Genomic DNA, 26,236 nt, shown 5'->3' on the forward strand with positions numbered 1-26,236 from the left:
GAGGGCAAGGGCCGACTCCCTCAAACGGCTTCCACCGGTCTGGCTCGGGCCACACGATGTCCGCCTTGCCCGTCAGCCAGGCCGGGTGGGCCAGTCCAGACCGCCTCCAGGGAAAACACCCACGAGCGCAACTGGCCCAGGGCCGCTTCAAACCGCCACGCCCGGGCCACTTCAAACCGCTACAGACAGATCCCGCATTACGAGCTGATCGCCCGCGGAGCCAAACCTGCGGCAATCATGCCAAACGGGTGCGGGCGAAGTCCGAGACCGGATAGCTTTGCGCTGCCCGGGGGGAGTTCGAGCCCTGCGACGGGCTCGAGGGCGGGGAGGTGCTGGGGTGGATCCGGCGACGTTGGTGGTGCAGGCGCTGGTCACCGGTGCCAGTGCGGGCTTGGGGGACACTGCCACGGCTGCGGTGTCCGACGGGTACAGCGCGCTGAAGCACGTGCTCGTTCGGCGGCTGTCCGGTCGGCGCGAAGCGCTGGCGCAGCTCCAGGCGATCGAGGGCGGCAGTGGCGGTTCCACCGATGAGTTGGTGCACGAGCTTGTCGTGGCCGGCGCTGTCGACGAGCGGCTGCTAGCCGACGCGCGGCGCCTGCTGGCTCTGACCGATCCGGAGGGCAGCACGTCCGGCAAGTATCAGCTCGATCTGCGCGAAGCACGCGGCGTGCAGATCGGCGACGGAAATACGCAGCACAACACATTCCATTAGGGGCCCGCCGAGGGGACGGCGAGCCGGGGGGAAGGCGAGAGTCAGCCATGAAGATCGGTCAGGCCAAAGGCGCGCAAGTTGGCGACGGCAACACTCAGCACAACACCTACCTGCCTCCGCAGAAAAGCGGACGCCACAGCGCGCGGGACTCATCGCCGGTGACTGTCACTGCCGGCGACAACTCGACCGTCAACACCACGCAGAAGAACACCAATCTGAAGTTCTCCATCCCGATCATCGGCCCACTGTTCACCTTCGCCTCGGTGCACCCGGTCATCGCCGTGACGACTGCCGCGGCCGTCCTCGGCGGCACGGGAGCGGTGGCGAGCGGGGCGATGTCGAGCTCGAAGTCGGGTGTGTCCACCCAGCTGGTGCGGGGGTTTCATCTCACCGAAGCGGAAACCGGCGCACAACCGATCGGATACGACTTCTCGCGCACACCACCGGTGCTAGCCGGACCGAACACAGAAGCCATCTACATCCAGGGCGGATTCGTCTACTCCAGCTCCGGGAAGCTGGCGGAATGGACGGGGGCCACGAACCCCACGGCGGCCCAGTGCAGCGATGCGGTCGCCAAGCAGCCGGTACGCGAGGTTGTCATCAGCGTCGGCTCGATGACGTGCTACCTGGACTTGAACGGCAACACCGGCTATTTCACCATCACCTCCAGCCCGATGACTGGCAACTACATCACCATCGACACCGCGCATCTGGGCTGAGCCGGATAGCGCAGTAGCTCGACACGCTACGCGGCGGCGGCGGAGCCGTGTAGCGTGTCGAGCACGCAGACAACCTGAACAAGATCACCGCTGGCGGATGCTGACGATCTTTGATGCCGGTGCAGGCGGCTCGCCTTCTGCCGGAACGACATCTGTAGCGACGCCGATAGCCGGGAGCGACGGGCACCACATACAGCACCCAACGCTTCGCGCGGTCACCACGAGCAGCAACGACACCGCCGACAGACGCTCAGCCCCGCCGCGGCCACCAGAGCCCGCCCGCCGAAGCCTCCGCGAACGGCCCCTCCACCTGCGCCTGAGGCCGGTCCAGGTACGGCTGCAGCGCCCGCATGAATTGCTGCCGGTCGGTGGAGCGGAACCCGTTGAGCCGGATGACCATCCGGCGCCCCCGGGCATCGCGCAGCCGCATCTCCCACCAGGAGTTACCGCGCCCAGCGGCGTGGAACAGCCGGGCCTCAGTCAGCAGCGCCAGGTCGAAGTCCTTGAAGCGGATCACAGAGCGCTGCGAAAGGGTGGCGCTGCGGACCCTCAGGCAGTTCCGCATGACCGCCGTTCCCATGAGGACGAACGCGACCGCGATGAACCACCAGATGCCGCCGTCGTGCCGAACCAGGATCGCCGGCCCCAGCGCCGCCAAGGCCGGGATGCCGGTGAAGAGGCCGACCCAGAACGGCGACGGACCGATCTGTACGTCGTCGGTGTACGGGGATCGGCGCATAGTGCTCAGCCTACTGAGAGGTGTGCCACGGTTCGGCACACAAGCCTCACGCTAATCGCACTTATGCAGGGTGATGACACTTCCACCAGCAAGATCAATTTTGGCCGCCGATCGGGTACGGTGCGTATGAAATACCGCCCGATAAAGGAAAAAACATGCAACGTACCCTCAAAGCCGCCATCGGCGCACTCGCCGCTGTCGCGATGATCGCCCTCACCGCTGTGCCAGCGTCCGCCGCCTCGGCCTCGCGCGCAAAGGACAGCGACGCGGCGTACTTCGTCATGACTGACGTCACCCACGAGCAGTTTGTCGTGAGGCTGGACGATCCCACCGAGATCGAGCACGCACGGGACCTGCTGTCAGGCAGAACAACGGACCGGCCGCACGTTATCGGACGCATCACGTCCCGCACGGCGCCATACAACCCTCGTTGGAGCTACCACCTCACGCCGAGCACCGTCCACTTCTTCGACTTCGCCATCGAGGTCTGCGACGCCACGATCCCCTATGTCGAGGAACACCTCGACGAAGCCGGCGGAGCTTTCCTTCCCGGATACGTCTGGTGCGACTGGTCTTCGCGCCTGGTCAAGGAAATCTCGGCGGTGCAGCCGTAAGCCTCAACGTGCCCAGCGTGTCCGGGCCCTGTAATACAGGGCCCGAACACGCTTTGAAGCGTTAGCTGAGGGCGATCGATGTGTCGTCGAGGACGAACGACGTTTGGTATTCGTAGTCTTCAGCGCCGGTGAACTTCAGCGTCACGGTCTGCCCGGCGTACGCCGACAGGTCGTAGGTGTGCTGGACGTAGCCGGTGGAGGCGTTCAGGTTGGAGAGCGTGGCCAGTGTGGCCAGGACGGTGCCGGAGCTGTTGAGGACCTGGACCTTCAGGGTGTCGTAGGCCTTGGTGGTGCTGGTCTCGGCGGTGTCGGTGTGCAGCCAGAAGCCGAACCGGTAGCTGCTGCAGCCGGTCGGCAGGGTCACGGTTTGGGCGAGGGTGTCGGTGTGCGCGGAGCCGTTGCCGTCGAGCCAGGCGTTCCATGAGCCGGTGTGGGCCGGTTCGCTGGTGGTGTCGTTGTTGATGATGCCGGAGGTCGCGGTCCACGGGGTGGCGGTGCCGGTTTCGAAGCCGGGGTTGCCCAGGATTTGGGCTGTGGTGCAGGACGAGGGTGCTGAGGAGCTGCTGGAGGGCGGGGTGCTGGGCGTGCTGCTCGATGAGGACGGGGGCGGTGTGGTTCCGCTGCCGGCGAGCCAGGCGGTGGCGTTCAGGGCCAGCTGGGCGTCGGTGCCCTTGGGGTCGTTCCAGCCGTCGAACAGCGAGTTGCCGGACTGGCCGGTGCCGTCGTCGATCGTGGAGGAGTCGCCCCAGATCGCGACCCGGCCGGCGCCGAAGGTGCTGGTAGTGAAGAACGCGCCGATGGTGCTGCCGGCGGTGGAGCCGGTGGCGTAAAGCAGACCCTTGACGTTCGGGTTGTCGGCGGGCTTGAGCGTCTCGGTGGTGCCGTTGTAGATGACGCTGCCGGTGACGGTGCCGAACGTGCCGTGCAGGACCGGGTTCGAGGAGTCGCTGATGGCCTTGGGGGTGTCGCTGACGATGTTCTTCAGGTCCACGCTGAACCCGAACGGGTCGGTCTTGTCGACCGAGTTGTTGGTCATCAGGTCATTGATGATCGCGGGCGAGTCCCAGCCGTCGTTGTTCCGGTCGCTGCCGGTGTGGTCGGAGATGAGGAACAGACCGCCGCCGTTCTGCACGAACTTCATCAGCGCGGTCTTCTCCGCGGTGCTGAGCACGATGTTCGGCTCCGGGAGCACGAACTCGTCGAAGTTGGCCAGGTCGGTCGCCGACGAGGTGCCGTAGGTGATGGCCGAGCCGGAGGGCAGCGTGTCGAGCTGGTAGTCGCCGGTCTTCTGCAGGGCCACGCCCCAGGAGGAGATCGCCCCGGTCCAGTCGGTCTCCGCCGACGGTGACGGGTTCTGCTTAGTCGGATCCGGTATCGAGGTGCTGATGATCCAGTCGGCGTTCCCGGCGGTCTCGCCGTGGGCGTCGTCGAACAGCACCCGGTGCTTGGCGGTGGCGGCGTGCGCGTGGCCGCCGGAGACGACGACGAGCGCGCCGGCGCACACCAGCGCCGCAGCGGTCGCCGCTGCCACGATCGATGCGCCGTATCTGGATTTGAGCAGGGCCGAGTCGATCATTGTCTTGATCTCTCCTTGATGACGTGGGGGGTCATCATTGAGTTTGAGATCAGAACCTTGATCTGTTAAGAGGTACATAAGTGATGATTAGGTAAACTCTGCTTATCGCGAACGACTTCGGGTGGCTTCCGCGAGGGCAGCCTTCCAGGATCGGGGACGTGACCTAAGGGTGTCAAGGGGCAGGATCACACCTGCCCGGCGGCGTCGACGCGTACGAGTCGCTGGCCGCGGCAGACCCGGATGCGGATGCGTCCTCAGGCGTCCAGTCCTGCTTCGCGGCGGTCGAGGTCGGCTTGCAAGCGGCGGCGCATGCCGTCAGAGATCTGCTCTTGCGCGGACAGTCGGCGCAGCTCTTCGGATTGCACGCTGAGGACGTCCCGTCGCAGCGCAGCTAAGTCGTCCAGGAGTCCGGCGTCGGTCTGGGGGTCCAGGCGCTCGGCGTAGCGCTGCCGGAGTCGTTCGACCGCCACTGCGTTCACTGCGCCGACTGCTGCGAGCTCGTCTAGATATGCCACTGCGGCCTCGTTCATTGCTGCCAGTGCTGCCTGCTCCTTGGCTGCGGCATGCTCTGTGGCGACGGCCAGGCCCGAGGTTTTCACCATGCCGGCCAGACTCAGGCCCTGCACGGTCAGCGTGGCCGCTACCACCGCCGTGGTCAGTACGAGCACCAGTCCCCGGCCTGGCAGCGGTGTGCCGTCGGCGGCGACCAGGGGGATCGACAGCGCTGCGGCCAGCGGCATCACGCCCCGGGTTCCGGACCAGGTCACCACGCGGACCAGCGGCCAGGTCGGGTACCGGCGGGTCGGGCCGGCCCAGGCCGTCGTCGGCCATACCCACAGCATCCTGATTCCGATCAGTGCCGCTGCCAGCACTGCCGCCTGCCCCGGCCACCAGGAGTTCCCCGGTCCCAGATCCCGTACCAGTGTCGGCAACTCCAGGCCGATCAGCGCGAACACCACGGATTCCAGCCCGAAGACCACCACGGCGTACACGGTCTGCACATGCAGCCGGGTGCGGGCATCGGAGACCCGGTGTCCGAGGCTTCCGGCCGCGACCCCGGCCACCACCACCGCCGTCACCCCCGACACGTCGACCGACTCGGCCAGCAGGTACGCGGCGTAGGGGGCGACCAGGGCGATCACCGTGTCCAGCACCGGATCGGTGGTGCGCGTACGCACCAGCGCCACCGACGCGGCCAGCGCCAGACCCACCGCGATACCGCCACCGGCCAGGAGCAGGAAGCGTCCCGCCGCCCCGGCGAGGCTCACCGACCCGCCGGCCACGACCGCCGCGACCGCCACCTTGAACAGCACCAGCGAGGTAGCGTCGTTGAACAGGCTCTCGGACTGCACCAGCACCTGGATCCGCGCCGGCAGCGACAGCCGACGGCCCAGTGCGGTGACCGCCACCGGATCGGTGGAGGCCAGCACCGCTCCCAGCACGAACGCCATCGCCCCGGACAGCGCCGTCAGCGCCAGGGCCAGCGAAGCGATCACCGCGGCCGTCGCCAGCACCAGACCCAGCGCCAGCACGGTCACCGGCACCCACACCCGGCGCAGATCCCGCGCCGAGATCTCCTCGGCCGAGGCGTACAACAGCGGCGGCAACACCACCAGCGCGATCACATCCGGGGCCACATGGATCGCCGGCACCCCGGGAACCAGCGCCACGACGATCCCGGCGAGCACCAGCAGCGACGGCGCCGGAATCCCCCACCGCCCCGCGAACGTGGCCACGGCGGTGCCGAGCACCACCAGCATCACCACGATCCCCACGGCGTGCACCATCAACCAAACCTCGATGCGGCTCATCGGGGACCGGCACCTTGGACCGGCACCGGAGACAATCCCCGAGCCGACCAGACTTCCCGGCACACCTAAACCTAGAGCCTAACGATCAGCACACACGCCCGCTACAAGGGTCACACGCGCCGCCGGAATCGCATCGGTTCGGGGACAGCGTCCAGAAACGGGAGCCTGTATTCCGATGATGCCGGGCTCACTGACGCCTGTGGCTCAGGGCCTTCCCCGCGCGAACAGAGCAGGACGGCCGCTGATGGGCCAGTGAACCTGAAACGGACATTCCTCGCGGGAGCACGGCGCGGGATACGGCTGAACTGGCGGGCACGCCTGGGCACGGCAAGCCGAAAGTCCCGTCTGCGCCGAGCCCTTCGCGTCTTCGTGTGGCGCGGGACTAGTGAACTGGTTCGGAGATGCGAGAGCAGTAGCGGCAGATCCGGTCGGTGATTTGGTCTGCGGTCTTGGTCCAGATGAAGGATCTGGCTTCCTTGTTCCAGATTTCGATCCAGACTTCCACGGTTGTGGTGAGAGCTTGCAGTGAGCAGAACACTTCATGTTCCGGGCACCGGCGTAGCAGCTCGGCGAACCATCGCTCGGCCTGGTTGATCCAGGAGGAGTAGGTGGGGGCGAAGTGCAGTTGGAAGCGTGGACGGCCCGATGGCCCAGCAGCCAGCAGTGCACCACCGGCGCCTTGTGGGGAGAGAGGTTGTCGCAGATGACGTGGATGTCGGGTGCGACCTGGCGGGCGATGCCGTTCAGGAAGTCCCGGAAGTCAATTGCGCAGCGTCGGGAGTGAGAGTTTGCCGATGACCTGGCCGGTGGCGGTGTTTAGGGCGGCGAACAGATCGAGGGTGCCGTGCCGGCCGTAGTCGAAGCTGCGCCGCTCGGAGGTGCCGGGCAGCATCGGTAATACCTGGGCGGTGCGTTGCAGGGCTTGGATCTGGGGCTTCTCGTCGACGGCGAACACCGCGGCGTTGGCCAGCGGGGCCAGATACAGTCCTACGATGTCCCGGATCTTGTCGATGAGCAGCGGGTCCAGGGAGATCTTGAAGACCTCGGTGCGCCACGGTTGCGGCCCGAAGACGTGCCAGATCCGCAGCACCGACGACGGCGAGATCCGCACCCGGACGGCCAGCTCTCGTTTCGACCAGTGGGTCCCGCCCTCGGGCGCCTGCTCCCAGGTGCGCTGCACCCCCGGACGCGGCTCGTCAACCAGCCCGTCCAGACGATCGGCCCGGAACCGGGTCCGCCACCGCCGCACCGTGGAGTGGGCGACCTTCACGCCGCAACCTGCGTGTTGTTCTCACCGACGGCGCAGGCCAAGACGAACCGCGCCCGCAGCGCTAGACCTTGCGCGGTCGAGCGGCGAGACTCCCCGCCAGCCAACGTCCGCCGTTCGGCCTCGGACAGGATCAGTGGCGCCAATCTCGGATCAGGCATGTCATCAGCACACCGTCACACCGGAATCTATCGCGATCAAACCACCCAAACGCCAGCTCGCTCGCAATCTCCGAACCAGCGCACTAGGTGGGCATGGGCAGCGCGACAGGGGTGTTTTGACCGTCCCAGGTGACCCAGATCTCATCCGGCAAAGGGCGGCCCAGCGATCCAAGCAAGATCATTTTTGCGGACTCCTGTGGACGCAATGCTATCCCTGCGGGAGTTTTACCGGTCTCGGGCGCCAGGTTCCGCCGGTCGATTGTGACTCCGATAGCGATAGCGCTACCTATGTTGCGCAACAGATAGGCCTCACCGGTGCCCCGCTGTAGAACGAGCTGAGGCCAAGGCTGCTCGGCATCCGATAAACTCTGACGGGTTTCAGCGGCGGCCTGACGCTGGTCCGAGATCTCGCGTTCAGCGACAGCGGCAGGTCTCTGTGCCGCGTCGTTTGTTTTTCTCTGCGCTCTTATGGTGACAACTATCCCGACAGTGGCTGCTGCTCCTGTGGCCCATGTGGCCACATCACCCCATGCGATGGGAAGCGACATGCCACGAAGCTACACCGTAGCGGAAGGCGTTCCAGGCTCAATGGAGATAATCAGCTCCAAGTGCCACGGTCGAAGTTCGCCTCATCGAAGTTAGGAGGCTGTGAGTGCCGCGCCGCCCGGAATCATTTCCTTGACGGCCATGCGCAGCGACGGGACGGTAATTACCGCCACGATCCGGTTCGACCTGGTCGACAGAACGCTCACCGACCCCGCGGTCGTCATCGACGGCACCGGCCAGGCCGCCCTTCGCCTAAGGACCGCCGTCGGCGCCGCTGGCATCACGGTGCAGGCTGGCGACGACCCGACCGCTGCCGACCTGGCGTCCTGCGGCGCAGTGAAGTCGGCGACATCGCCGCCCGCGCCTTGCAGACCGACGAGTCGCCGTGAGCGTGGTCCGCGTACAGACCGCAGCGGCCGGCCTCGACGCCGCGCTTGGTGCCGCGCCGGCACCTGGCAATCTGTCACTGGCGTGGGCCAACAGCGACGCCACCGTGAGCATCGGACCGGGCTGGACCGCCAGACCGAGCGTCATCGATGGGCGCGGCGTCTAAACCGTCGCAAGATCGTCTAGGTCGATGAACCGACAGCGTGACAGCTCCCCCGGCTAATCAAGGCCGGCGCGTGGCCAACGTGCCCCGGGATCGTCATCTGGGACGATGCACGTACCCGCGGAATGGCCGGGATTATCGAATTCACCGCCGAACACGACGGGCTGACCCTGGTGGCATTGCCCAAATATACGCTGGAGATCAACCCGACCAGGGCATCTGGTCGCTGATCAAGCGGAGCCGGCTGCCTCGCCGAAACCGGCCTGGTCATCCATTCGCCCTGACCCGCGACGACATCACACATTCAAAGTCAGGAGCACCCTGAGACCCACGAACCTGCCAAATCTTGCAACGCTAGACCCGATTGCTGTCAGCCGGAGTGCCGCGATCAGCGCTCTGATTTTCGCAGTCGTACTTTCAGCGCGAGGACGGCCAAGATGACACAGAGGACGGAGAAAAGGCCGAGCATCGTCAATCCGACCAGCCAATGACCTTGCGTGTGAGCCCACATTCGGTCGGAATGCCCGCTCATCTGGGCCGCGGTGCCGGCGGGCGGCCGGGCGAGGCTGTTGAGGTTCGTACTCGAGGCGAGCGCCGCCATGCCCCAGCGCGAGGGGGCGATGTAGCCGATCCAGTTCGTCGGCCCTTTCAGGCCGATCGTCACCCCGTTGAGCGCCACTTGGATGAGGGCGACCCCTGTGGCCAGCCCGACGGCTTGCTCGAGCCGGGCCGCACGGGCCGAGACCAGCAGACCCACCGAGACCGCTGCGACGGCCATGGCGGCCAGGCCGATGAAGAGGTCCGCGGTTCCTCCCACCGCGACCGAAGACACCGGAGCCCCGCGCCACAGAACGAAGACAAGGGTCACCAACGCGGCCTGGACGGCGGCCATGAGCGAGAACACGAGCCACTTGGCGAGGATCACGCTCACGGGACGGCATCCCGTCCGGCACTCCCGCCTGATCACCCCTACCTCGGAGACGATGTCGCTGTAGGTCAGGGCCTGGCCGGTCAGAACGCACACCGTCACCAGGAAGCTCAGTGCGGCGGTGGGTGAGCCTCCGCTTGCGGAATACGACCGGAGGCCCCCCTTCCCCGCGGCCAAGGCAGCCAAGACCGCCCCCGCGCCGGCGATGAGGAAAGGCGCGAGAAGCTGCAGCAACGCCTTGAAGCGCTCGGTGAGCCTTGCGTCTAGCTCTGTACGGCCCCGGGCAAGGAGGAGGGATGCTTGTCGATGGACGAGCACCGCGGTCTCGGCCCACAGGTTCCGGCCGCGAGGGAGCGCCGCGCGCTGCCCGGCGTCCCGGATCAGACGGCTGACCCCGGCGCCCAACCGGTCCAGCGCGGATCCCCTACCACGCGTCTCGGCGTTCCCACCTCCGAGAGGTCCGGATCCGGGCCCCCCGGCGCGGATGTGCCGATTCTGCTGCGCCATCGCGTGGCGGGCTTCGTCACGCGCCTCCTTCGCCGCAGGGCTGTCCGCGTAGGCACTCGCGGCCATGGCGAGGTCCCCGGTTCGCAGCCAGTTCATCAGGCCGCTGTAACCCTCTTCTTCGAACCCGAGCGTTCCCAGCACGTCCGCCGGAGGCCCGAAGAACACGACCCGCCCTTCAGGCCCGACCACCAGGACGTTGTCCGCGGCGTCAAGATGCTCGACGGCGTGAGTCGTCACCGCGACGGTGCAGCCGGTTCCTGCCACATCCGCCAGGATCTCCATGACCTCGCCGTCCAGACCGGTGTCCAGGCCCGATGTCGGCTCGTCGAGCATGATGAGGCGGGGATGCTTGATCAGCTCGAGCGCGATCGACAGCCGCTTCCTCTCCCCGCCTGAGAGCGTCTGGATACGTTTGTGCTGTCTTTCCTCCAAGTGCAAGCGCTCACAGATGCCGAGGACACGGCCGGCGCGGCTGGCCCGCGCGCCGGGAGAGGAGTTCCGGAGCCGATCAGCGAAGGTCAGCGCCTGGTCGACCGTGAGTGCCGGATGGAAGTCCTCGCTTTGCGGCACGAATCCCATCAAGTGGCGGATCTCCTCGGTCCGCCCGATGACCGGCCGGTCGTCGAAGACGATGGATCCCTTGGCCGTCTCGCCGAGCTCGCCGAGAATCGCGCTGAACAACGAAGTCTTGCCCGCGCCGGAGGGACCGATGACAGCGGTGACCGTCCCGCCCGGTTGAGCGAAGGAGACGTTCGTGAGCAGGCTCTTGCCGTCACGGCGCACATGGTTCAGGTCGCCGACGACCAGGCGCCCCTTGTCGGTGACGCGCTCCACGCGCCCGTCGGGCAGCAGCTGCAGGCTGGTGCCGGCCAGGCCGATCGTGGCGCCGGGCCGCAACGGCAGCGTGCGGGAGGTGACCGCGCGCCCCTCCACGTACGGACCGATGTCGGCCTTCTCCAGCACGTGCAGCACGTAGCCGGCGTCGCCCTGCCAGTGAAGGGCGAAGAAGCGTCCGGGGACGGCCGGGTCCGCGAGCAGGCCGGGGCCCGACGCCGCCGAACCGAAGGTCAGTGCGCTTCCCGGCAGCGCCGCGAGATCCATGACCGCCACGTCGCGCAGAGCGCCCGGTCGCCGCGAAGCCGTTCTCGCACCGGCCACCGGCCTCCGGACGGCACGGCTCGGCGCCGGCGATGCCGGCGGGAGCCAGCCGGGCAGATCCGGCGGCACAGCGTCGATGACTACACTCGCCCAGCCTGTTTCCGGGTGGTATCGCAGCAGCGTGCGGCGGTAGGCGGACAGTCGCTGCGAGCAGTGTTCTCGCAACCGGGTCACGCGGGCCCGGGCCACCGCCGCGCGCCGCGCGAGATCGTCCTCGAGCCGGGCGCGGTGCGCCTCCAACGCCTCGGCCTCAGCGACCACGGCCGCTATCGCCGCCTGGGCCTGCCGGTTCCGCCACGCCTGCTCGGCCCGCCGCCGGCCCTTGACGACCCGCGGGTCCGTCACCCACTCGCCGGCGCGCCGGCCGAGCCGGCCGGCATCCTCCAGCACATTCCGCTGCTGCTCGGCCCGTACGGTCGTGACCCGCTCGCGAGTCTGCCGGATCCTGATGGAGGTCGAGGCCAACTCCTCGGCCACGCGTGCCCGGTCGCGCTCGTACCACAGGTATTCGTGCTCGTACGCGTCACGGGTCCGCTCGGCGAGGTAGTCCCGGGTCGGGGTCGACCGCTCCACCAGTTCCGGATCCGGGAGCGGCGCCCGCCCGTCCCGCCGACCGTGGTACCAGTCGGCGAAACGGGCGAACGGACCGTAGTAGACCGCTCCGACCGGCGTGTACGGCCGAGTCGCGCGGCTGCGGAGACGCCAGTGGACCATCAGGAGGCCGAGCCGCCGCAGTGGCCCACGAGCACGACCGACCGGTTCTGCTCGGCGAGCACCGGGTTCAGGCCGTTCTTGGTGACGTCGTCGACGTGCGTCGACCAGTGGGTCCCGACGCCCTCGGGCTTCAGGTTGGCGCGCGGGATACCGAGCGTCACCAGTTCGTCGACGACGGCCTGGGCCCGTTCGGCCGACAGCTTCAGCCGACCGGCTTCGTCTCCCCACGTCGCGGTGGTCCCGACGACCTCTATGGTGGCGCCGGGAAGATACGGTTTGACCGTCGCCGCATAGTTCGCGAGCGTGGTGTGCGCTGCCGCGGGGTCGCGGAACTGCGTCGTGTCCGGTTCGAAACCGACGGTCCCGCTGTCCGCGAAGACGGTCGTGCCGCAGAATGGCCCGGGCTTCGGCGGGGCGGGCAACGGGACGAGACCGACGGCTGGGTAACCCGCCGTCGAGCTGTCCGCCAGGCTCGCGTCCGGCTCGAAGGAGACGTCGCACGCGCCGGCCTTCACCAGAAGCGTCTGCCAGATGTGTTTCAGGTTCGTGATCAGCGGTTGACCGATGTCCGGCTGAGGGGTCACCGTCTGGCCGACGCCGACGAAGACCACTCGTATCCCGTGCAGATCGGGCAGCTCACCGCTGTTCGACAAGGACGTCGCGATCTCTGCGGGAGTGGCTTCCAGCAACCCCGGGGTCCGGAAGTCCAGCGGCGCGGACGTCTGGAGTCCGGAGTCGGCCACGATCAGGGTTCCCCGGTGCTTCATCTGATCGGTCGTCTTGCGGATCGCCATCAGGTCGTCGGCCTGCGGCTGCGAGGGTTTCAAGGACGACGCGACCGTGTTCACGTAGGACACGTACTGGTCACGCTCCGTTTTGATCCCGATGCTGCCCTTCGCGGTCGTGGCGAAGGGTTCGTCGTACGCCAGATGGGGAACCCCGTCGAGTTCGGTGACCACCACGGGCGCCGCCGGCTTGGCCTTCGCCGCCGCGGTGATCAGCGCGGTGACCTGATCGGCGAAGTCACCGGGGAGCACCGGTTTCGGGCTGTTGGCACGCAGCCCGAGGACCAAACCCACCGGGGCGCCGCTCTCCGCGGCCCCACACGCGCTCGACGGCTGGGAAGCCTGCGCGACGGAGTGCTTCTTCGACCCGCCCCCGCACCCGGCGCACAGCACCGCCGCCGCCATGCACAGGGCCATGGCGCGCGGGAACATCGGGGACCGGCGGTCCCGGACAGACTCGGAGACGATTTCATTCATGGTCTGGATCGTCCTTAAAGGGAGAATCGAAGTCGTCGGATCCGGAGCCACGAGACTTGGCCTTGTCCGAGACGGCGGACGGGGGCGGGAACAGGCCGTCGGTGGCGGCCGGATCCTGGAGCCGGACGGCGATGCACTGCCGCACGAGCTCTTCGAGTTCGGCGGCGAACGCCTTCAGAGCGGTGCCCTGGGCCTTGTACCGCGTCTTGTCGTGCTCTTCGCGCCCGATCGCGCGGTCCAGGGCGCCGACGGCGAGGGCATGCGCGGAGTTGTTGCGGTGGCTCCGCCACTGTGCCTTGATCAACCGGCTGCGGGCTCTGCGATAGTCGGTACGGGCTGCGTCATGCTCGACGTACGCGGTGACGATAGTGAGGGCGCCGGTGGCGAGGTACAGCGCCAGGAACAGCAGGGCGACCACCAGCGGGCTCGCCCCGCCGCTGTGATCGGCGGCCGGTGCCGCCTGCCCCAGGACGCTACCGCCGTTGGATGCCGTCGCGGGCTTGCGCCAGCGGATCACGAAAGCCATGACGCCGAGGCCGGCCCAACAGAGGATGACACAAGCCGCGATCACACCCCGTCCCCTGCCGATGTTGTCCGACCGGTCGCGCAGCGCGACCCCGCCCTGGTGTGCCAGAGCCAGGGCGATGCCGATAATTCCCGACACCAAAGACCGCACCTGCCAGTCGCCGAGATCCCTCATCTGGGTCCCGATCGCCTGCTCGAAGGCGATGTAGTCGGCGATCGCCCCCAGGAGGAGAATGATCACGACGGCCGTCACGCCTCTGCGGTCCACCGCCAGCCGGGGCGGCTTGTGGAACGTCATGACCGCGGCGGTATCGTGCCGTCCCCACAGCGACTCGGTTGCCAGCCGCAACCGCTGTGTGAAGGTCGCCATCACAGTCCCCCTGCTTCCCGAGCGCGCCGCCGGGCGGGAGCCAGGCTTCGGATCCGCTGACGTGCCTCCTCCAGGGCCGTCGTGGCGTCCTCGATCTCCGAGGCGTCGGTGCGCAGCGCCATGACGAGCGGTTCGACTCGAGCCCGCGCGCGGTCGACCTCCAGTTCGGCGGTCTCCCGCCGGCCCTCGTAGTCGCGCTCCGCGGCCGACAGCCAGCCGCACAGCCAGGCCTTGACGGTCCCGTCCAGGACGTGGCCGGTGCCGAAGTCAACCCCGCTGCCGAGCTGGTCCACGCGGCGCCTCACTTCGCGGTCGTAGTACTCCGTGAAGGACGCGGACAGGACCCGAGCCGGATCGGCCCACTCCGGTATTGCGTCTAGGCCGGGGATCCGGCCCGGCCACCGTCGATTGACGATCATTTCGTACTCCCCTCAGGGTTCTGATGACGGCGAGCCAGCTCGTCAAGGACCTCCGGCCCGTTGCGGTGCGACCGGATCAGACTTCGCATGTAGGACACACTCCGCCGGTCGCCATGCCGGTCGATCAGCCGCTTGCGGGTTTCCAGCACGTTCTGCTCCAGGTCGACCCCGGCCTGGAACCGTTCAAGATCCGCCCGGGCCGCGGCAGCCTCCTCGGCTGCCTTCTGGTACTCGGACTCGGCGCGGCGGCGCCTGGCCGCGTGCTCGGCCGTCCGGCGGCTGGCGACGACCGCCTCGCTGGTCCTCGCCTCGCTGGTCCCCACCTCCCCGGACCGGCGGCTCCGCAGCGCGGCGGCCGGCAGCTCGACCTCGATGGCGTTGAATTCCTGAAGCTTGGCGTCGCGCCGCTCCTCGGCTTCCTTCACTTGCAGCCTCAAGCTGTCCAGACCTCTCTTGTGCCCGCGCTGGGCGCGCCACTTAGCGAACTTCAGGTCCTCGCGCCCTTTCTGGACCTCGCCGCGCGCACGCAGCAGGCGCTCCGACGGGGTGTGCGCCGGGCCGCCCTCCCGGGCGTCGCGGATGTCGGGCAGGCCGCCCTCGGCGTCACGGCGTCCGTTGAGCCAGTCGGAGAGCCGGGCGAGCACCCCGTACAGCACGGGGGCGGCGGGCCTGGCCGTCCAGCGCCGGTATTGCGGATGTTCCTCTTGCTGGTCCCCGGCCATCGGCGATCCTCCCCGGGCGTGTAATTCCTGTGAATGAATCAGCGCCAAGGGTCTGACGGACCGCTCGCAACTCACCCGGATCCACATGTCCCGCCGCCCCGAAGTCGCATCTTCTGGAATTCGTCCGTCAGAGACCTTCAGGCCGCTGATTCGCACCCGGCGCGGCTGTCGGCGGCACAGAATCCCGCACGGGGAATCCCTATTCGGCGCCGTAGCCGCCGGAGCGGACAGCGGCGCCGGAATCCCGCGTACGTCGAGAGCACCCAGCAGGAGGGGCACAGTGCCACAGGTATGGGAATCGACCGCGAGACCGGTCGCGGTGGTCGGGCAGATCGCCGCGGTGACCGGTCTGACCGACGCCGGCATGGCGGCCGTCGACGCGCTGCTCGGGTATGTGCGCGACGGGACCGCCGGCGCGGACACCGGCATGAGGCTCGGCGCGATCTTCGGCGTGGTGATCGGGCTGTTCATCGCCGCCATGCGGATGCGCGCCGGGGTCATGGACGCCCCGCGCCGGGTGCCCCGGGTCGGCGACTTCGTCGGCGGGTGGCAGGTGCTCGGCATGACCGCGCGCGGCGGATACCGGTTCGAGGTGCGCGACGCCCTCGGCCGGCACGGCACGCTGCGGCTGATCGACCAGCGCAGCGATTTCGGCGCCGGCGTCGCCATCCAGCGGCTTCAATACGAGGCGAGCGTCCTGAAGTCGATCGACTCCGAGTATGTGGGGAAGGTTCTGGCCGACGGACGCATACGGAACCTGTATTACCTGGTCACCGAGTACTTCGCGGGCACGACCCTCCTCCGGCGGGTCGCACCGCATGGAGAAGGAGTCCTGCCGTTGCGGGATTACGAGCTCTTCCAGGCCGCTCGGGGAACCGTCGCTGCGCTCGCGGAGATCCACGGTCGGCACGCTGTTCACGAAGCCGTCTGTCCGGAGACCGTCATTCTCCGCGACCACGGGATCGGCGGGATCGCCGAACTGGGGCATCGCACGCCGTTCGAGCTGCGGAACGGAAGCACGGTGGACTCCAAGGGCTATGCCGCGCCGGAAGGCTGCGGATCCGCAGCCGCCGACATCTACGGGTGGGCCGCGAGCATGGTCTTCGCAGCGACCGGGCGGCATCCGATGCCCGCCGTCGCCGGCGGACCCGGGGCACCGGATCTGTCGGAATGTCCGGAGTGGATCCGTCCGCTTCTGGCCGAGGCGTTGGACGGCGACCCGGACCGCCGGCCGGAGGCCGACGCCCTGGCGACCCGGCTCGATGCCATCGGCGAGCGTCTAAAGATGTCGCTGAAGATTCCAGAACCGGCTCACCCGGCACGTTCGGACATGATCCTGCCGCGGTGGCTGGCCGGCACGCTCGTTCTGGCGCTGGCCGATCTCCTCATCACCGCGGCCACACTGCCGACTCCGGCTCGGCCTGTCACGGTACCCCCACCGGCCGCCTCGACCTCGGCGGCACCCACGACCGCCACGACAGCGTCCGCCACGCCCACGCTCCAACCCGCGACGCCCACGCCGACGCCGACGCCGACGCCGTCGCCCATCCCGACGCCCACACCGACGCAGCCCACGACGACTGCTCCGGTCGCAGAGTTGACGACGTCCCTCGGACCTGATCGGTGGCCGACCGATGCCCAGGACGGGTCACCCGCGATGTATGCGTATTTCGGCGCCTCGTTCTATTGGCCGCAGTGGACATCGTGTGACGATCGCGTCTGCATCACAAGTGATGGCGGCCCTAAGGTCGATGTTTACACTGTGCACCCGATCAAGCAGATCGCGAAATTCAGTTCCCAGGTATCGAGTCCGTATCAGCAGTTGCTCGCTCAGGGGTTCAAGCCCGCTGAGGCGAAGGATTTGCTGAAGATGGATTAGGGACGCGCCGGGACGACCACGGGCCGGATCGCCAGATCCGGCCCGTTCGGCGCGGCGGCGATCAGCGGAGGCAGGGGACCCGGATCGAGGTCGCGCAGACGGCACCGAACCTCGTGGACAGCCTCGCCCGTGCTGCGCCCGGCGTCGAGCTCCGCGTGGACCGGGTAGCCGGCGACCGCCGGCCAGAGATTCGGGGACCGGGCGGCGCCAGCCGACGACGCCGGTAAACCCGGCGGACAGCAGGCGATCCGCCAACGGCATGAGGTGGTCCGGCTGCAGGATTGCCAGGCCGCCTGAGACGGCGATGCCGTCGTCCCAGGCGAGCCGCTCGCCGCTGGCGATTTCCAGCAGGCCCTCCGGCCGCGGGCCACTTCCGGTCGCACCGGGGGTTCACGACGAAGACGGGCGGTTTCCAGGAGTGTGCGGCTCGCGATGAGCCAGGCTTCTGAGTTGTGACAATGACGCAACATGGGCGACGCGGATCTCGAGACCGTCATCGGCTTGGTCGGAGACCGACGGCTTCGCGGGATTCTGCGAGATCTCGTCCGTCCCGTCGAGGAGGACAGCGGAGCCAGCCGGCATCCAGCCACCCGATGCCTCGAACCGGCCCTCCACGGCGTTCCACCACAGCCCGCGCACGGGCTCGGCGAACCGCAACGCACTGGCACCCACCGCCCGCAGATCCTCGGACAGCGGCGCCAGCCGGGATCCCAGCTCCGCAAGCGTGCCCTCCGGAGACAGGGTTGCGGTGTAGACGAGCGCCGGAACACCGTCGGGGTCCTCGCTCACGATATCTTCGGCCGCGGCCAGCAAATGCCGGACCGACGCCTGTACGTCACCGTCGGGGGTACCGCCCGGCGCGTCCTTCTCGACACCGTCCCATCCGCCGTCGTCCCACCGGCCGCGGAGGTGCAGGGCGACCGCGAGGAGGAACCGATCGAGGCCGGACGGCGCTTCGGCGCTATGCACCACTGCCGCCGCAGCCGCTACGAAGCGATCAACCCATGCGGGCGGTTCCTCGGCTTGCAGGAAACCCACCGCCGTCGCATAAGGATCGTCATCGACATGGGGATCGCGGCCGGCGCCGATCAAGTAACGGACGTTGCGACGCAGCACGTCGACGTCGACCGCGAGCACAGGACGGACGTGCGCGACATGCGGACGTGTTTCCGGCTCTCCCTGAAAAAGCTCGACAGGCCAGGGAATTCGGGGGTCGGTGGTCCACTCCGTATCCTCGACACGGACGTCGCCGAGCCGTATCCCCACCAGATCGATCTGCTTGAGGTCTTTCAAGATCCGCGTCAGCTCCGGCATCATCTCGGCGGGGGTTGTCGGGTCCGGCGAGCCGAGCACGGCCAAAAGCCGCCGCAGCGCGCCAACGGCGGTGCGCATCCCGGCCGCGCCCGCGGCAAGTTGCGCCTGGCTCCGGGCCGCAGACAGCTCACTCAGGCGGGAGTCAGCCCGGTCGAGGTGTTCGGCGAGATCAGTCGGCGTGCCGTGCCCGAGCAGCGCCGCAAGTCTGTCCGGCTCCTGAAGAACGAACTGGACTCGGCGCAAGGCCGCAAAACTCACCGCGACCCGGGCCACCGCGGACAGACCGGACAGCGTCGCGGCGCCGTCGAGCTCCGCCTCGAGCAGAGCTGTACCACTGTCCGCATCGGCGGTCGCACCGTCGTGAAAGGCGAAGCTCAGGCACTGGCCTATCCCGAGCAGGACGGTGGCCCGGTGCCGTACCGGGTCGTCCGGCTCGAAGTGGCAGCGCGCCTCCTCCATGGCCTCGACGATCTCCGTCAGGAAGGGATGCGCGGCTGTGGAACCCACGCCCGTCCGGACGTAGTCGGCCCACAGCCGCTCTCCGAGATCGACCAGCGGCATCGCCCTGGCCCGGCCTTCGAGCCCGAGCAGCACTGCCCTGATACGTTCCGTTTCCGGGCTCATCTCAGTCCCCTTACTGTCCTCCGTGGACAAATCCGGCCCAGGCCCGCACATCCGGGATGTCGACTGCCTCGACCTCGCCGCGCAAGGCGCGCGGCATGGTGTCCGGGATCTCGCGCCCCGGATCCAACAGCCACAGCTGCGCCCGCCGCAGCGCGTCCCACGGCGCGAGCCCCTGCGTCCGCAGGTAGTGGTGGACCATGAACATCAGGACCGACGTCGTCCCGTCCGGCACGGCCCACAGCGTCGACAGCACCGATCGCACTCCGCCGGCGAGGAAAGCGGTACCGAGGCTGTACGACTCGTCGTAGCCGTGGATCGACCACGCCGTACGGCAAGCAGCCAGGACTGCGAGGCTGATTCCGCAGTCGGTGGTGAGAGCCAGAAGGTCCAGCACTTCCCGCGCCGACATCCGGCTGCCGCCGGCGAGAAGCAGGTACGAAGTGCTCCCGGTCGCGTCCCCTCGGGTGATGTTGTGGCACGCCAAGTGCAAGAGTTCGCCAGGGTGCGCGGCGCAAAGCCAGTCGCCGAGTTCGGCGACCGTCCCGGCTCCGGCCCGGCACACCGTCCCGTCGGTGCGTCGGCCGACATGGAGCCCTTCGCGGTAGAAGGTCCGGTGGACGGCCTCGGCCTCCGCCCGGGCCGCGACCAGCGGCACGCCGATGTCGCCGGTGTCCGGGTCGCCGACCACCAGGCCGACGGGGATCGGCTGCACCGGCGCGAACGCCGCGGACCGGTACAGCATGCGGGCCGACGCGGTCTGCGACACGGCGACGTGTTCAAGCGCGTAGCCGCCGGTGTCCCCCCGGGCCGCCGCCCACGGGATCAGCGCGAGCTCACCCATCGCCACCAGGAAGATCCGGTGCGGCCGACCGGCCGGCGGCTGCGGCAAGGTCGGCAGGTACTGCCCGATCAGCGGTCCCATCGCCGCACTCCATGCCCAGTCGCAGGTAGCGTCGACGAGGCTGGCCGTCGGACCGGCTCCGTCCGGGAAGACGTTGCGGTCGCCGCGCTCCTGCCCGGCGCTCGCCGCGAAGGTTCGTCCCGAAACCGTCCCAAGGAACCGCTGTACGGCGTTCTCCCCTTCCAGGCGCAGCTTCGGGAGCATCAGGGAGCCGGGCCGGCCGTCGGCCGAGACCGTCACCGCCCATCCCGCCGGCTCGCGGCCGGCGGCCACGAGGTAGACCAGGGCGTCGGCGTCCAGCGCGGTCAGCGCCTCGGCGATCTCCCCCAGATCCGGCGGGTCCAGGAGCCCGGGAGCCTCGGCCAGGGCGCCGAGCACCTCGCGCCGCAGACCGGCGAGCATGCTCCCGACTCCGCCCGGCCGGGTCGGGGAGGTGGCCGCTCGCCACTGCTCGGCGAGCCCGGCGTGGCCGAGCTCCGCCAGGCGTGGCGCGACGTCGCGGAACTCGGTGGCGGCGAAGAGCATCAGAGCACGGCCGCCTTCCAGCGCTCGGACCGCGTCGGCGGGATCGTGCTCGACGAGCGCCTGCATCGCCGCGGCGACGGCCGTGCCGGCCGCGTCCCGCACCACGCGTTGCGCGGCCTCGACGCCGTCCTGGAGCAGGACCTGCCACGCAGTGCTGCGCAAGGAGTCCAGGGCGAAGCGTCTAGCTCCGGTGTCCCCGCGGCGCCGTTCGATGCGGGCGAGCTGATCGTTCACCGTCGACCAGAGAGGATCTCCATGGTCGCCGATCAGGTCCCGCGCGGCGCGCGAGATCTGGGCGGCTTCGTCGAGATCGGCCATGGTCGTGGTCAGGGCACTGCGGGCTTCCAGAAGGCGTGCGAGCTCGATGAGACTCAGGATCCGTACCATCTTCGTGGGCGCATCGGCCCGCACCGCCGCGCGGAGGTGCTCGATAGCCTCGGAGACCTTGCGGATATCGCTCGCACCGTCCTGCTTCAAGCCGAGCATTATGTGGTGCAGCATGGCCAGGTCGTCGTCGGGTTCGGGACCGCTGCCGGGAGCCGGTGAAAGAGGCGGCATCTCCGTCGGATCGCCGACATCGCCTTCCAGCATGCCGAGCAGCGGACCGATGAGCGCGGCCGCCTCGCCGCCGGCACGGCGCAATGCGTGACCTTCCGGGAGCCGGGCAGCGGCGGCGCGAAGGTCCGTGAGTGCGATACGCATGGCGACCGGATCTCGCTGCGCCGCGGCCAGCTTCCCAAATGCGGCCAAGAACGCTGCGACCGCACCGGCGTCCGGTCCTTCCATCGGCAGAATCCCGATGAGCTGCTCGACCATCGCCGACATCTGCGCGGGGTGCGACCCGTCGCCGTCGTGGAACGCGCGGCTCTGGGCAACGAACGTGCGGACGACGGCGATTCTGCGCGACGCGGCGGCGTCGTCGCCGAATTCCCGGTCCAGATCATCCAGCTCGCTGTGAACCCGCGTCGCTTCCGCGGAGCCCCCGCTCACCGCCCTGGCCATCAGAACGCAGAGCACCGCCCCGAGACGTGCGCGCGGCCAGTCCAGGTCGCGCAGCGCGTCGGGATCGGCGATCGCCAGCAACAGCTCGTAGCGGATGGCCATGCGGTTCGCGCGCCCGAGGAAGGATTCACCGGTGTCCTGGCCGCCGTCGGCCACTAGGAAGCCCAGAACGGACGCGGCGAGCGCGCCGCGTCCCGGGGTCGCGGCAGACAGGGCGAGCACGGCGTCGGCCACCGCCTCCAGACCGCTGCCGTCAGGGATCCCGGGCATCGGGCTGGTATGAGCGTCGCGCTCTCCGGGTTCCTCAGACATAGCGGCTCCTCGCCGGTCATGGCCGTCAGCCGTGCGCCATCGGCTACACCTGGTGCTGACGGACCGTTCCGCTCAGTCGCTCGAGCCGTCCTCCGGCGCCTCCACGATGGCGAGGAAGACCGCGGCGATCCGGTCCACGGCAGCCGGATCGTCCAGCAGCCGCGCCACGAAGTCCGCCTCGGCGTCCGCCACGCGGTCCGAACCTGTGCCGAGGCTTCCGGCTCCGCCGAAGACCCCAGTGAGGACCTCCACGACCGCTGTCCGGAGTTCGACTCCGGCAGCGGCCCTGGCCCGGACCGCATCGATCGCGAGAGCGGCCAGCTCGTCCAGCAGGTCGTCGGCGGCGAGCTCGGGCCGGCCCAGCTCCAGATGGTCGGGCTCACGGTCCTCGCCGACCCACGCCGCCGGAACCAGAGGCGGCTGCTTGCGGCCCAACGGGGTCTCGACGTACCGCTCGTACCACGAGGGACGGGTGCGCATCGCGGCCAGCACCTGCTCCACCTCGGGGACGACCCCGAGCTCGCCGGCCTCGCCCCACCGGCCCAGAACCTCGGCGCGCCGGTCGGCCCAGGCACCCAGCGGCCACAGACCGGTGTTCAGCGCCAGGGGAACCCCGACCCAGACGAGGATCTCCCTGGCCAGCTCTGTGAGCCACGGGTCCGCGTCGAGCGCGACGACCAGCCACGCGGGCAGGCGGGGGCGCTGGAGGGCTCCGCGCTCGCCGCGCCGGCGCCGGTGCGCATCGACCGTGACCGGCGTCAGACGGGGTACGAGCCAGCCGCAGAGGTTCGCGATCTGAACGCCGGCGTGCCGCAGCACGTCCGCGTGCACGGCCTCGACGTTGTCCTGGTGCCGGTCGTGGCACTCGGCCGTGAGCTTGCTCCGGGAGGCGGCGCAGAGCAGGTGCCCGCGCCGGCGCTCGATCTTGCGCGTGAGCTGTTCGTAGACGACGTCGTCCACTATTCGGTAAAGGATCGCGCCGCCGCTCGGATCTCTCTCCAGGAATTCTTCCATCCGGCCTTCGCCGACCGCACGCAAGAATTCGGATTCCGCACTCGACTCGCGGAAGTCTTCGCCGATCACGCCATGCCCCTCTCCACGCCATCTCACCCCGGGGCACGCGTTTCAGGCATGGCGACACCCACGCGCTACTGGAAGACAATGCGCGGATATACCTGGAGACGGCCCGGAGGGCGAATTCTGATCGCCCGTTTCGGAAGATGCGACCACGGTATTCCGGGCTTCGAAGTGCGATCCATAATGGGCGCGGAAGACGAGCATAAATGGGGGGGTCGACGCGCCGTCGTCGTCGCAGCCGTCGCGCCTGGCATATGAACGGCGACAGAGTGTTGAGAAAACGAGGGGTGGTCGGCCATGTATGACGGCCGGCTCAACGACCGTGGTCCGGCCCCTACACATTTCCATGATGCGAGCGGCCGGCGCGGGCGCCCGAACACGCCGAAGCCCGGCCGTCAGGCGACGGCCGGGCTTCGGCGGGACGGTCAGCCGGTCATCTCGGTGGGAGCCGGGTTCATATCCAGATCGACGGCCACGGTCTGGACCGTCCGGCCGTTGACGATGACGGTGAAGCGGCGCCGGGCGGTGTCCAGCAACGGCAGCGACACGACGGTGCCGTTCTGCATCGCGTCCTGGATCGTGCCGACCAGTTTGGCGGCGTCGGGCTCCTCCGAGATCCACTGCGTGGAATCGATGATGACTTTCCTGGTGTGCATCTTGCTTGGCCTCTCGTCGGGCGAACGGTGAACCCCTGCGTCAGAGGTGTGACGGACAACCCTCACCCGAGGAGTTCGACGCGGTATGCGAAGGAGAAGTCCTGCACCCGGCGCAGCCCGGCCACCGGGTGCCGCCCCGCGCCGTAGCCCTCCTGGGCGAGCATGGAGCCGCGGTAGAGCCCGATGACGTCGCTGAGGGAAGCGCGCAGCAACCGGTAGGCGGCCTCCACGACGACGGCGCCCGCCTCCGGCACGACCGCCGTCGCCGCGGCGTGCGGCACACCGGCCACGGCCTCTCCGAGGCCGAAAAGCGCCTCGGCCGCCGGGAGCCCGGGTGGTTCGGCCGCCAGCAGGTCGGCGAGATCGGGCCGGTCCGTCATGTCTCGCGAGACCCAGACGGCGACGTCCAAATAGTCCACGGCCGGCCCGTGGTACACGAGCATCCGGTCCAGGGGCAGCGCCTCACCGCCGCGGATCCGGGAGAAGCGCTCAGTGCGGGCGACGTGGACAGGCGTGTTGGAGTTTTCCCCGTCGGGGCCGCCGCCGGACGGCCCGGTCGCCACGACGATGTCCACACGGACATCCGCGCCGAGCCACGCCCGGCTCCGGTGGACGACGAGGTCCTCGATCCGCACGGCCAGCTTCGCCGGCGCCGCCGCCCGTGCCGCGGCCGCCTCGCGGGAGACCGCCGCCCTCGCGGGCCCTTCCTCTATCAGAAACCGGGGCCCGGCGGACCCCGCGCTGAGATCGAATTCCAGGGCCCGGACATCGTAGACGGCCGCCCGGCCGCCGGCGGGCGAGACGTTCCGGTCCTCCCCGGTGCCGATCTGCGCGACCAGCGCCCACAGCGGCGAGCCGGCCGTGTCCGCGTCGCGGAGGGCGAAGACACCGCCTCGCTGGTCGAGGCCGCCGAAGGGATGAGGATCCTGCGTCACCATCACCAGTATCGTCTCCGGTCTGGCGCGCAGGGGGTCGAGCTCCGGCGGCCAGTACACCGGCTGGCCCGTGAGGGCGCCGGTGAAGCCGTCGAGTCCGAACACGTACTCCCGGTCGGGCGCCAAGGCGATGCCGGAGGGCGCGAAGTCTGTCAAGAGCGTCACAGCCCCGTCCACGCCGATGTTGACCAGGGACACATGGACCGTTCGCTTGTCGTCGTTCCGGATGCGGATGTACATCGGGTCGCCGGCCTGGAGCGCGGCACCGGCGGACGGAAGCGGATGACGTTCGCCGTCGCGGACCAGTCCCCACTCCACCATGAGCTCCGCCCCCATGGCCCAGGCGGCGTCGGCGGTCAGGCCTCGCAGGGCGGTCGCCCGCGCAATGCGGACCAACGCGCGGACCGCCTGGCCGATCCCGCCAGGCCCGGCGTCGTAAGGGCCGTGGAGCGGGCCGATCCGGTCACCGACTGTCAGGCGGCCGTCGGGATCGAGCACCACCTGGGCGGCCCAGGGTTCGTCGTCGCCGGCCACGGTCAGCAGCGGCGAGGCACCGACGGCTCCCTCCAGCTCCGCGGCGCCACCGCTCGGCACCCGCACCGGCAGGGCCGGGGCGGCAGTCGACGTCCGATGAGCGTGCGCCCCCACCGGGAGCCCGTCGACGCCCGGAGCGAGCAGGAGCGGGCCCTGGGCGGCCAGCGGTCCCACGACGTCGATGGCCAGGGTGCCGACGCGGTCGTCCTCGGCGGACCGGACCTCGAAGGTGTCGCCGTGCCGCACGCCCAGCAGGGGCGCGCAGTCCAGGCGCACCCGGCCCGAGCCGATGTCGACGGTGTACAGCGCGTCCAGCGGGTCGTCCTCCTTGGTGCCGAACAGCAACCGCCGAGACGGTCCCTCGGCTTCGGGCCGCTGGCCCGGCGCCAGCAATTGGACCCGCCGCCGCACCGCGTCCAGCAGGCTCGCCCAGCTGACGGGCCGCGTGCCCGCCGACCTCAGGGCCAGGACCAGCGCCTCGGTGAAGACGCCGATCTGCCCGCCGTCGATCCCCTGGTACTCGAAAGCCGACTGGTCGGGGGCACAGGCCACCAGGCGGACGGCCTCCGGGTTGCCCGGCGAGGGCCGGAGCTCGGTCCGCAGACCGGCAACACGGCGCTGGAGCTCGATGTGCTCGCGGAGCCGCTCGTAGGGCGTGCCGCGTGCCGTCGTGCGCACCCGCAGACCGGGGTCGCGCGACATCTGCCCGGAGTGGCAGCAGTCGAGCACGACCACGACGTTGTCGGTCTTCGCGGTCAGGCGAGCCTGCAGCACCGACAGCTCGACCGAGGAGATGCCCCGGAAGTCTCCGGGCTTGGAGTCGTGGAAGTCGACGGGGACGATGAACTGGAGATCGGCCAGACCGGGGCGGGGACCGTGCGATGGTGCCACGGCGAGTCCGCCGTGGCCGCTGTAGTGGACGACGGCCAGGTCGCCAGGCTCGACCGCGGCGATCAGGCGCTCGTAGGCGTCCAGGATCGCGGCCCTGGTCGCGCCGGGCCCGGTGAGCTGCTCGACCTCGACCGACCGGTCCGACAGCACCTCCGCCACAGCCTTGACGTCCTGGTCCACCCCGGTCAAGCCGTCGACCGCGCAGCCGATCAGCAGGGCCCTGCCGCGCAGGGGCCCGGAGGCTTGTTCTGACATGGGTCTCCTCTTTCAGGAGCCGGCGCGGCGG

At 69.1% G+C, this 26,236-nt stretch carries 18 protein-coding genes and 1 pseudogene; 4 read left to right on the plus strand and 15 right to left on the minus strand.

The genetic code is table 11. The annotated features are described in order from the left end of the window. Nucleotides 1-337 precede the first annotated feature (337 nt). Nucleotides 338-712, plus strand: coding sequence for a Rossmann-fold NAD(P)-binding domain-containing protein (locus CACI_RS34330; protein ID WP_015795494.1), 375 nt, complete (start codon nucleotides 338-340; stop codon nucleotides 710-712). A gap of 47 nt (nucleotides 713-759) precedes the next feature. Continuing rightward, on the plus strand, nucleotides 760-1,431 hold the full coding sequence (locus tag CACI_RS34335; protein ID WP_015795495.1) for a hypothetical protein: 672 nt from the start codon (nucleotides 760-762) through the stop codon (nucleotides 1,429-1,431). 250 nt (nucleotides 1,432-1,681) lie between these two features. Here CACI_RS34335 and CACI_RS34340 read toward each other — a convergent pair whose 3' ends face one another. Next, nucleotides 1,682-2,170 carry a hypothetical protein gene (locus CACI_RS34340; RefSeq protein WP_015795496.1) on the minus strand — a complete coding sequence of 163 codons (489 nt, stop codon included), beginning with the start codon at nucleotides 2,168-2,170 and terminating at the stop codon, nucleotides 1,682-1,684. Nucleotides 2,171-2,325: 155 nt separating this feature from the next. Between CACI_RS34340 and CACI_RS34345 the strand changes: the two genes are divergently transcribed. Next, a complete protein-coding gene (locus CACI_RS34345) occupies nucleotides 2,326-2,784 on the plus strand; it encodes a BP74-related protein (protein ID WP_015795497.1) in 459 nt (152 codons plus the stop codon). 61 nt (nucleotides 2,785-2,845) lie between these two features. Here CACI_RS34345 and CACI_RS34350 read toward each other — a convergent pair whose 3' ends face one another. The 9 genes and pseudogenes from CACI_RS34350 to CACI_RS34385 form a co-directional block, all read right to left on the minus strand. After that, nucleotides 2,846-4,360 (minus strand): hypothetical protein, encoded by a 1,515-nt coding sequence (locus CACI_RS34350; RefSeq protein ID WP_015795498.1) that lies wholly within the window; start codon nucleotides 4,358-4,360, stop codon nucleotides 2,846-2,848. A gap of 254 nt (nucleotides 4,361-4,614) precedes the next feature. Further along, nucleotides 4,615-6,171: a Na+/H+ antiporter gene (locus CACI_RS34355; protein WP_223297338.1), complete on the minus strand. Its 1,557-nt coding sequence runs from the start codon at nucleotides 6,169-6,171 to the stop codon at nucleotides 4,615-4,617. A 382-nt stretch (nucleotides 6,172-6,553) separates the two neighbouring features. Continuing rightward, nucleotides 6,554-7,599: pseudogene (locus tag CACI_RS34360) on the minus strand (IS630 family transposase). 83 nt (nucleotides 7,600-7,682) lie between these two features. Further along, complete coding sequence (locus tag CACI_RS50535) at nucleotides 7,683-8,147, minus strand: hypothetical protein (RefSeq protein ID WP_143765506.1); 465 nt, start codon at nucleotides 8,145-8,147, stop codon at nucleotides 7,683-7,685. A gap of 936 nt (nucleotides 8,148-9,083) precedes the next feature. Then, complete coding sequence (locus CACI_RS34365) at nucleotides 9,084-11,528, minus strand: ATP-binding cassette domain-containing protein (RefSeq protein ID WP_143765507.1); 2,445 nt, start codon at nucleotides 11,526-11,528, stop codon at nucleotides 9,084-9,086. Between the two features lie 473 nt (nucleotides 11,529-12,001). Beyond that, on the minus strand, nucleotides 12,002-13,264 hold the full coding sequence (locus CACI_RS34370; protein WP_015795503.1) for an OmpA family protein: 1,263 nt from the start codon (nucleotides 13,262-13,264) through the stop codon (nucleotides 12,002-12,004). Further along, nucleotides 13,257-14,159, minus strand: a complete 903-nt coding sequence (locus CACI_RS34375) for a hypothetical protein (protein ID WP_015795504.1) — start codon at nucleotides 14,157-14,159, stop codon at nucleotides 13,257-13,259. Before CACI_RS34375 ends, CACI_RS34370 begins: the two co-directional genes overlap by 8 nt. Continuing rightward, nucleotides 14,159-14,578 carry a hypothetical protein gene (locus tag CACI_RS34380; protein WP_015795505.1) on the minus strand — a complete coding sequence of 140 codons (420 nt, stop codon included), beginning with the start codon at nucleotides 14,576-14,578 and terminating at the stop codon, nucleotides 14,159-14,161. The genes CACI_RS34375 and CACI_RS34380 overlap by 1 nt, the downstream gene beginning before the upstream one ends. Further along, the gene (locus tag CACI_RS34385; protein WP_015795506.1) at nucleotides 14,575-15,300 is read right to left on the minus strand and encodes a hypothetical protein; all 726 of its coding nucleotides are present in this window, start codon (nucleotides 15,298-15,300) and stop codon (nucleotides 14,575-14,577) included. Before CACI_RS34385 ends, CACI_RS34380 begins: the two co-directional genes overlap by 4 nt. Before the next feature lie 280 nt (nucleotides 15,301-15,580). Here CACI_RS34385 and CACI_RS51680 point away from each other — a divergent pair, with 280 nt between their 5' ends. Continuing rightward, nucleotides 15,581-17,179, plus strand: a complete 1,599-nt coding sequence (locus tag CACI_RS51680) for a serine/threonine-protein kinase (protein ID WP_015795507.1) — start codon at nucleotides 15,581-15,583, stop codon at nucleotides 17,177-17,179. Nucleotides 17,180-17,569: 390 nt separating this feature from the next. Here CACI_RS51680 and CACI_RS34395 read toward each other — a convergent pair whose 3' ends face one another. From CACI_RS34395 to CACI_RS34415, 5 genes are all read right to left on the minus strand, one after another. After that, nucleotides 17,570-19,117 (minus strand): hypothetical protein, encoded by a 1,548-nt coding sequence (locus CACI_RS34395; RefSeq protein ID WP_015795508.1) that lies wholly within the window; start codon nucleotides 19,115-19,117, stop codon nucleotides 17,570-17,572. 10 nt (nucleotides 19,118-19,127) lie between these two features. Continuing rightward, nucleotides 19,128-21,857 (minus strand): CHAT domain-containing protein, encoded by a 2,730-nt coding sequence (locus tag CACI_RS46460; protein ID WP_015795509.1) that lies wholly within the window; start codon nucleotides 21,855-21,857, stop codon nucleotides 19,128-19,130. A 72-nt stretch (nucleotides 21,858-21,929) separates the two neighbouring features. After that, nucleotides 21,930-22,940: a hypothetical protein gene (locus CACI_RS34405; protein WP_015795510.1), complete on the minus strand. Its 1,011-nt coding sequence runs from the start codon at nucleotides 22,938-22,940 to the stop codon at nucleotides 21,930-21,932. Between the two features lie 419 nt (nucleotides 22,941-23,359). Further along, nucleotides 23,360-23,590, minus strand: a complete 231-nt coding sequence (locus CACI_RS34410) for a hypothetical protein (protein ID WP_015795511.1) — start codon at nucleotides 23,588-23,590, stop codon at nucleotides 23,360-23,362. Nucleotides 23,591-23,652: 62 nt separating this feature from the next. After that, a complete protein-coding gene (locus CACI_RS34415; RefSeq protein WP_015795512.1) occupies nucleotides 23,653-26,205 on the minus strand; it encodes a caspase family protein in 2,553 nt (850 codons plus the stop codon). Between the last annotated feature and the right edge of the window lie 31 nt (nucleotides 26,206-26,236).

This window comes from Catenulispora acidiphila DSM 44928 (assembly GCF_000024025.1).
In the GTDB taxonomy this organism is placed as follows: Bacteria; Actinomycetota; Actinomycetes; order Streptomycetales; family Catenulisporaceae; genus Catenulispora; species Catenulispora acidiphila.

Bases quoted from the DNA above. Each gene is read 5' to 3' on its own strand.
- CACI_RS34375 (WP_015795504.1), bottom strand. From the start codon at position 14,159: ATGGCGACCTTCACACAGCGGTTGCGGCTGGCAACCGAGTCGCTGTGG.
- CACI_RS46460 (WP_015795509.1), bottom strand. From the start codon at position 21,857: ATGTCTGAGGAACCCGGAGAGCGCGACGCTCATACCAGCCCGATGCCC.
- CACI_RS34370 (WP_015795503.1), bottom strand. From the start codon at position 13,264: ATGAATGAAATCGTCTCCGAGTCTGTCCGGGACCGCCGGTCCCCGATG.
- CACI_RS34385 (WP_015795506.1), bottom strand. From the start codon at position 15,300: ATGGCCGGGGACCAGCAAGAGGAACATCCGCAATACCGGCGCTGGACG.
- CACI_RS34380 (WP_015795505.1), bottom strand. From the start codon at position 14,578: ATGATCGTCAATCGACGGTGGCCGGGCCGGATCCCCGGCCTAGACGCA.
- CACI_RS34350 (WP_015795498.1), bottom strand. From the start codon at position 4,360: ATGATCGACTCGGCCCTGCTCAAATCCAGATACGGCGCATCGATCGTG.
- CACI_RS34345 (WP_015795497.1), top strand. From the start codon at position 2,326: ATGCAACGTACCCTCAAAGCCGCCATCGGCGCACTCGCCGCTGTCGCG.
- CACI_RS50535 (WP_143765506.1), bottom strand. From the start codon at position 8,147: ATGTCGCTTCCCATCGCATGGGGTGATGTGGCCACATGGGCCACAGGA.
- CACI_RS34340 (WP_015795496.1), bottom strand. From the start codon at position 2,170: ATGCGCCGATCCCCGTACACCGACGACGTACAGATCGGTCCGTCGCCG.
- CACI_RS34415 (WP_015795512.1), bottom strand. From the start codon at position 26,205: ATGTCAGAACAAGCCTCCGGGCCCCTGCGCGGCAGGGCCCTGCTGATC.
- CACI_RS34410 (WP_015795511.1), bottom strand. From the start codon at position 23,590: ATGCACACCAGGAAAGTCATCATCGATTCCACGCAGTGGATCTCGGAG.
- CACI_RS34355 (WP_223297338.1), bottom strand. From the start codon at position 6,171: ATGAGCCGCATCGAGGTTTGGTTGATGGTGCACGCCGTGGGGATCGTG.
- CACI_RS34395 (WP_015795508.1), bottom strand. From the start codon at position 19,117: ATGAGCCCGGAAACGGAACGTATCAGGGCAGTGCTGCTCGGGCTCGAA.
- CACI_RS34335 (WP_015795495.1), top strand. From the start codon at position 760: ATGAAGATCGGTCAGGCCAAAGGCGCGCAAGTTGGCGACGGCAACACT.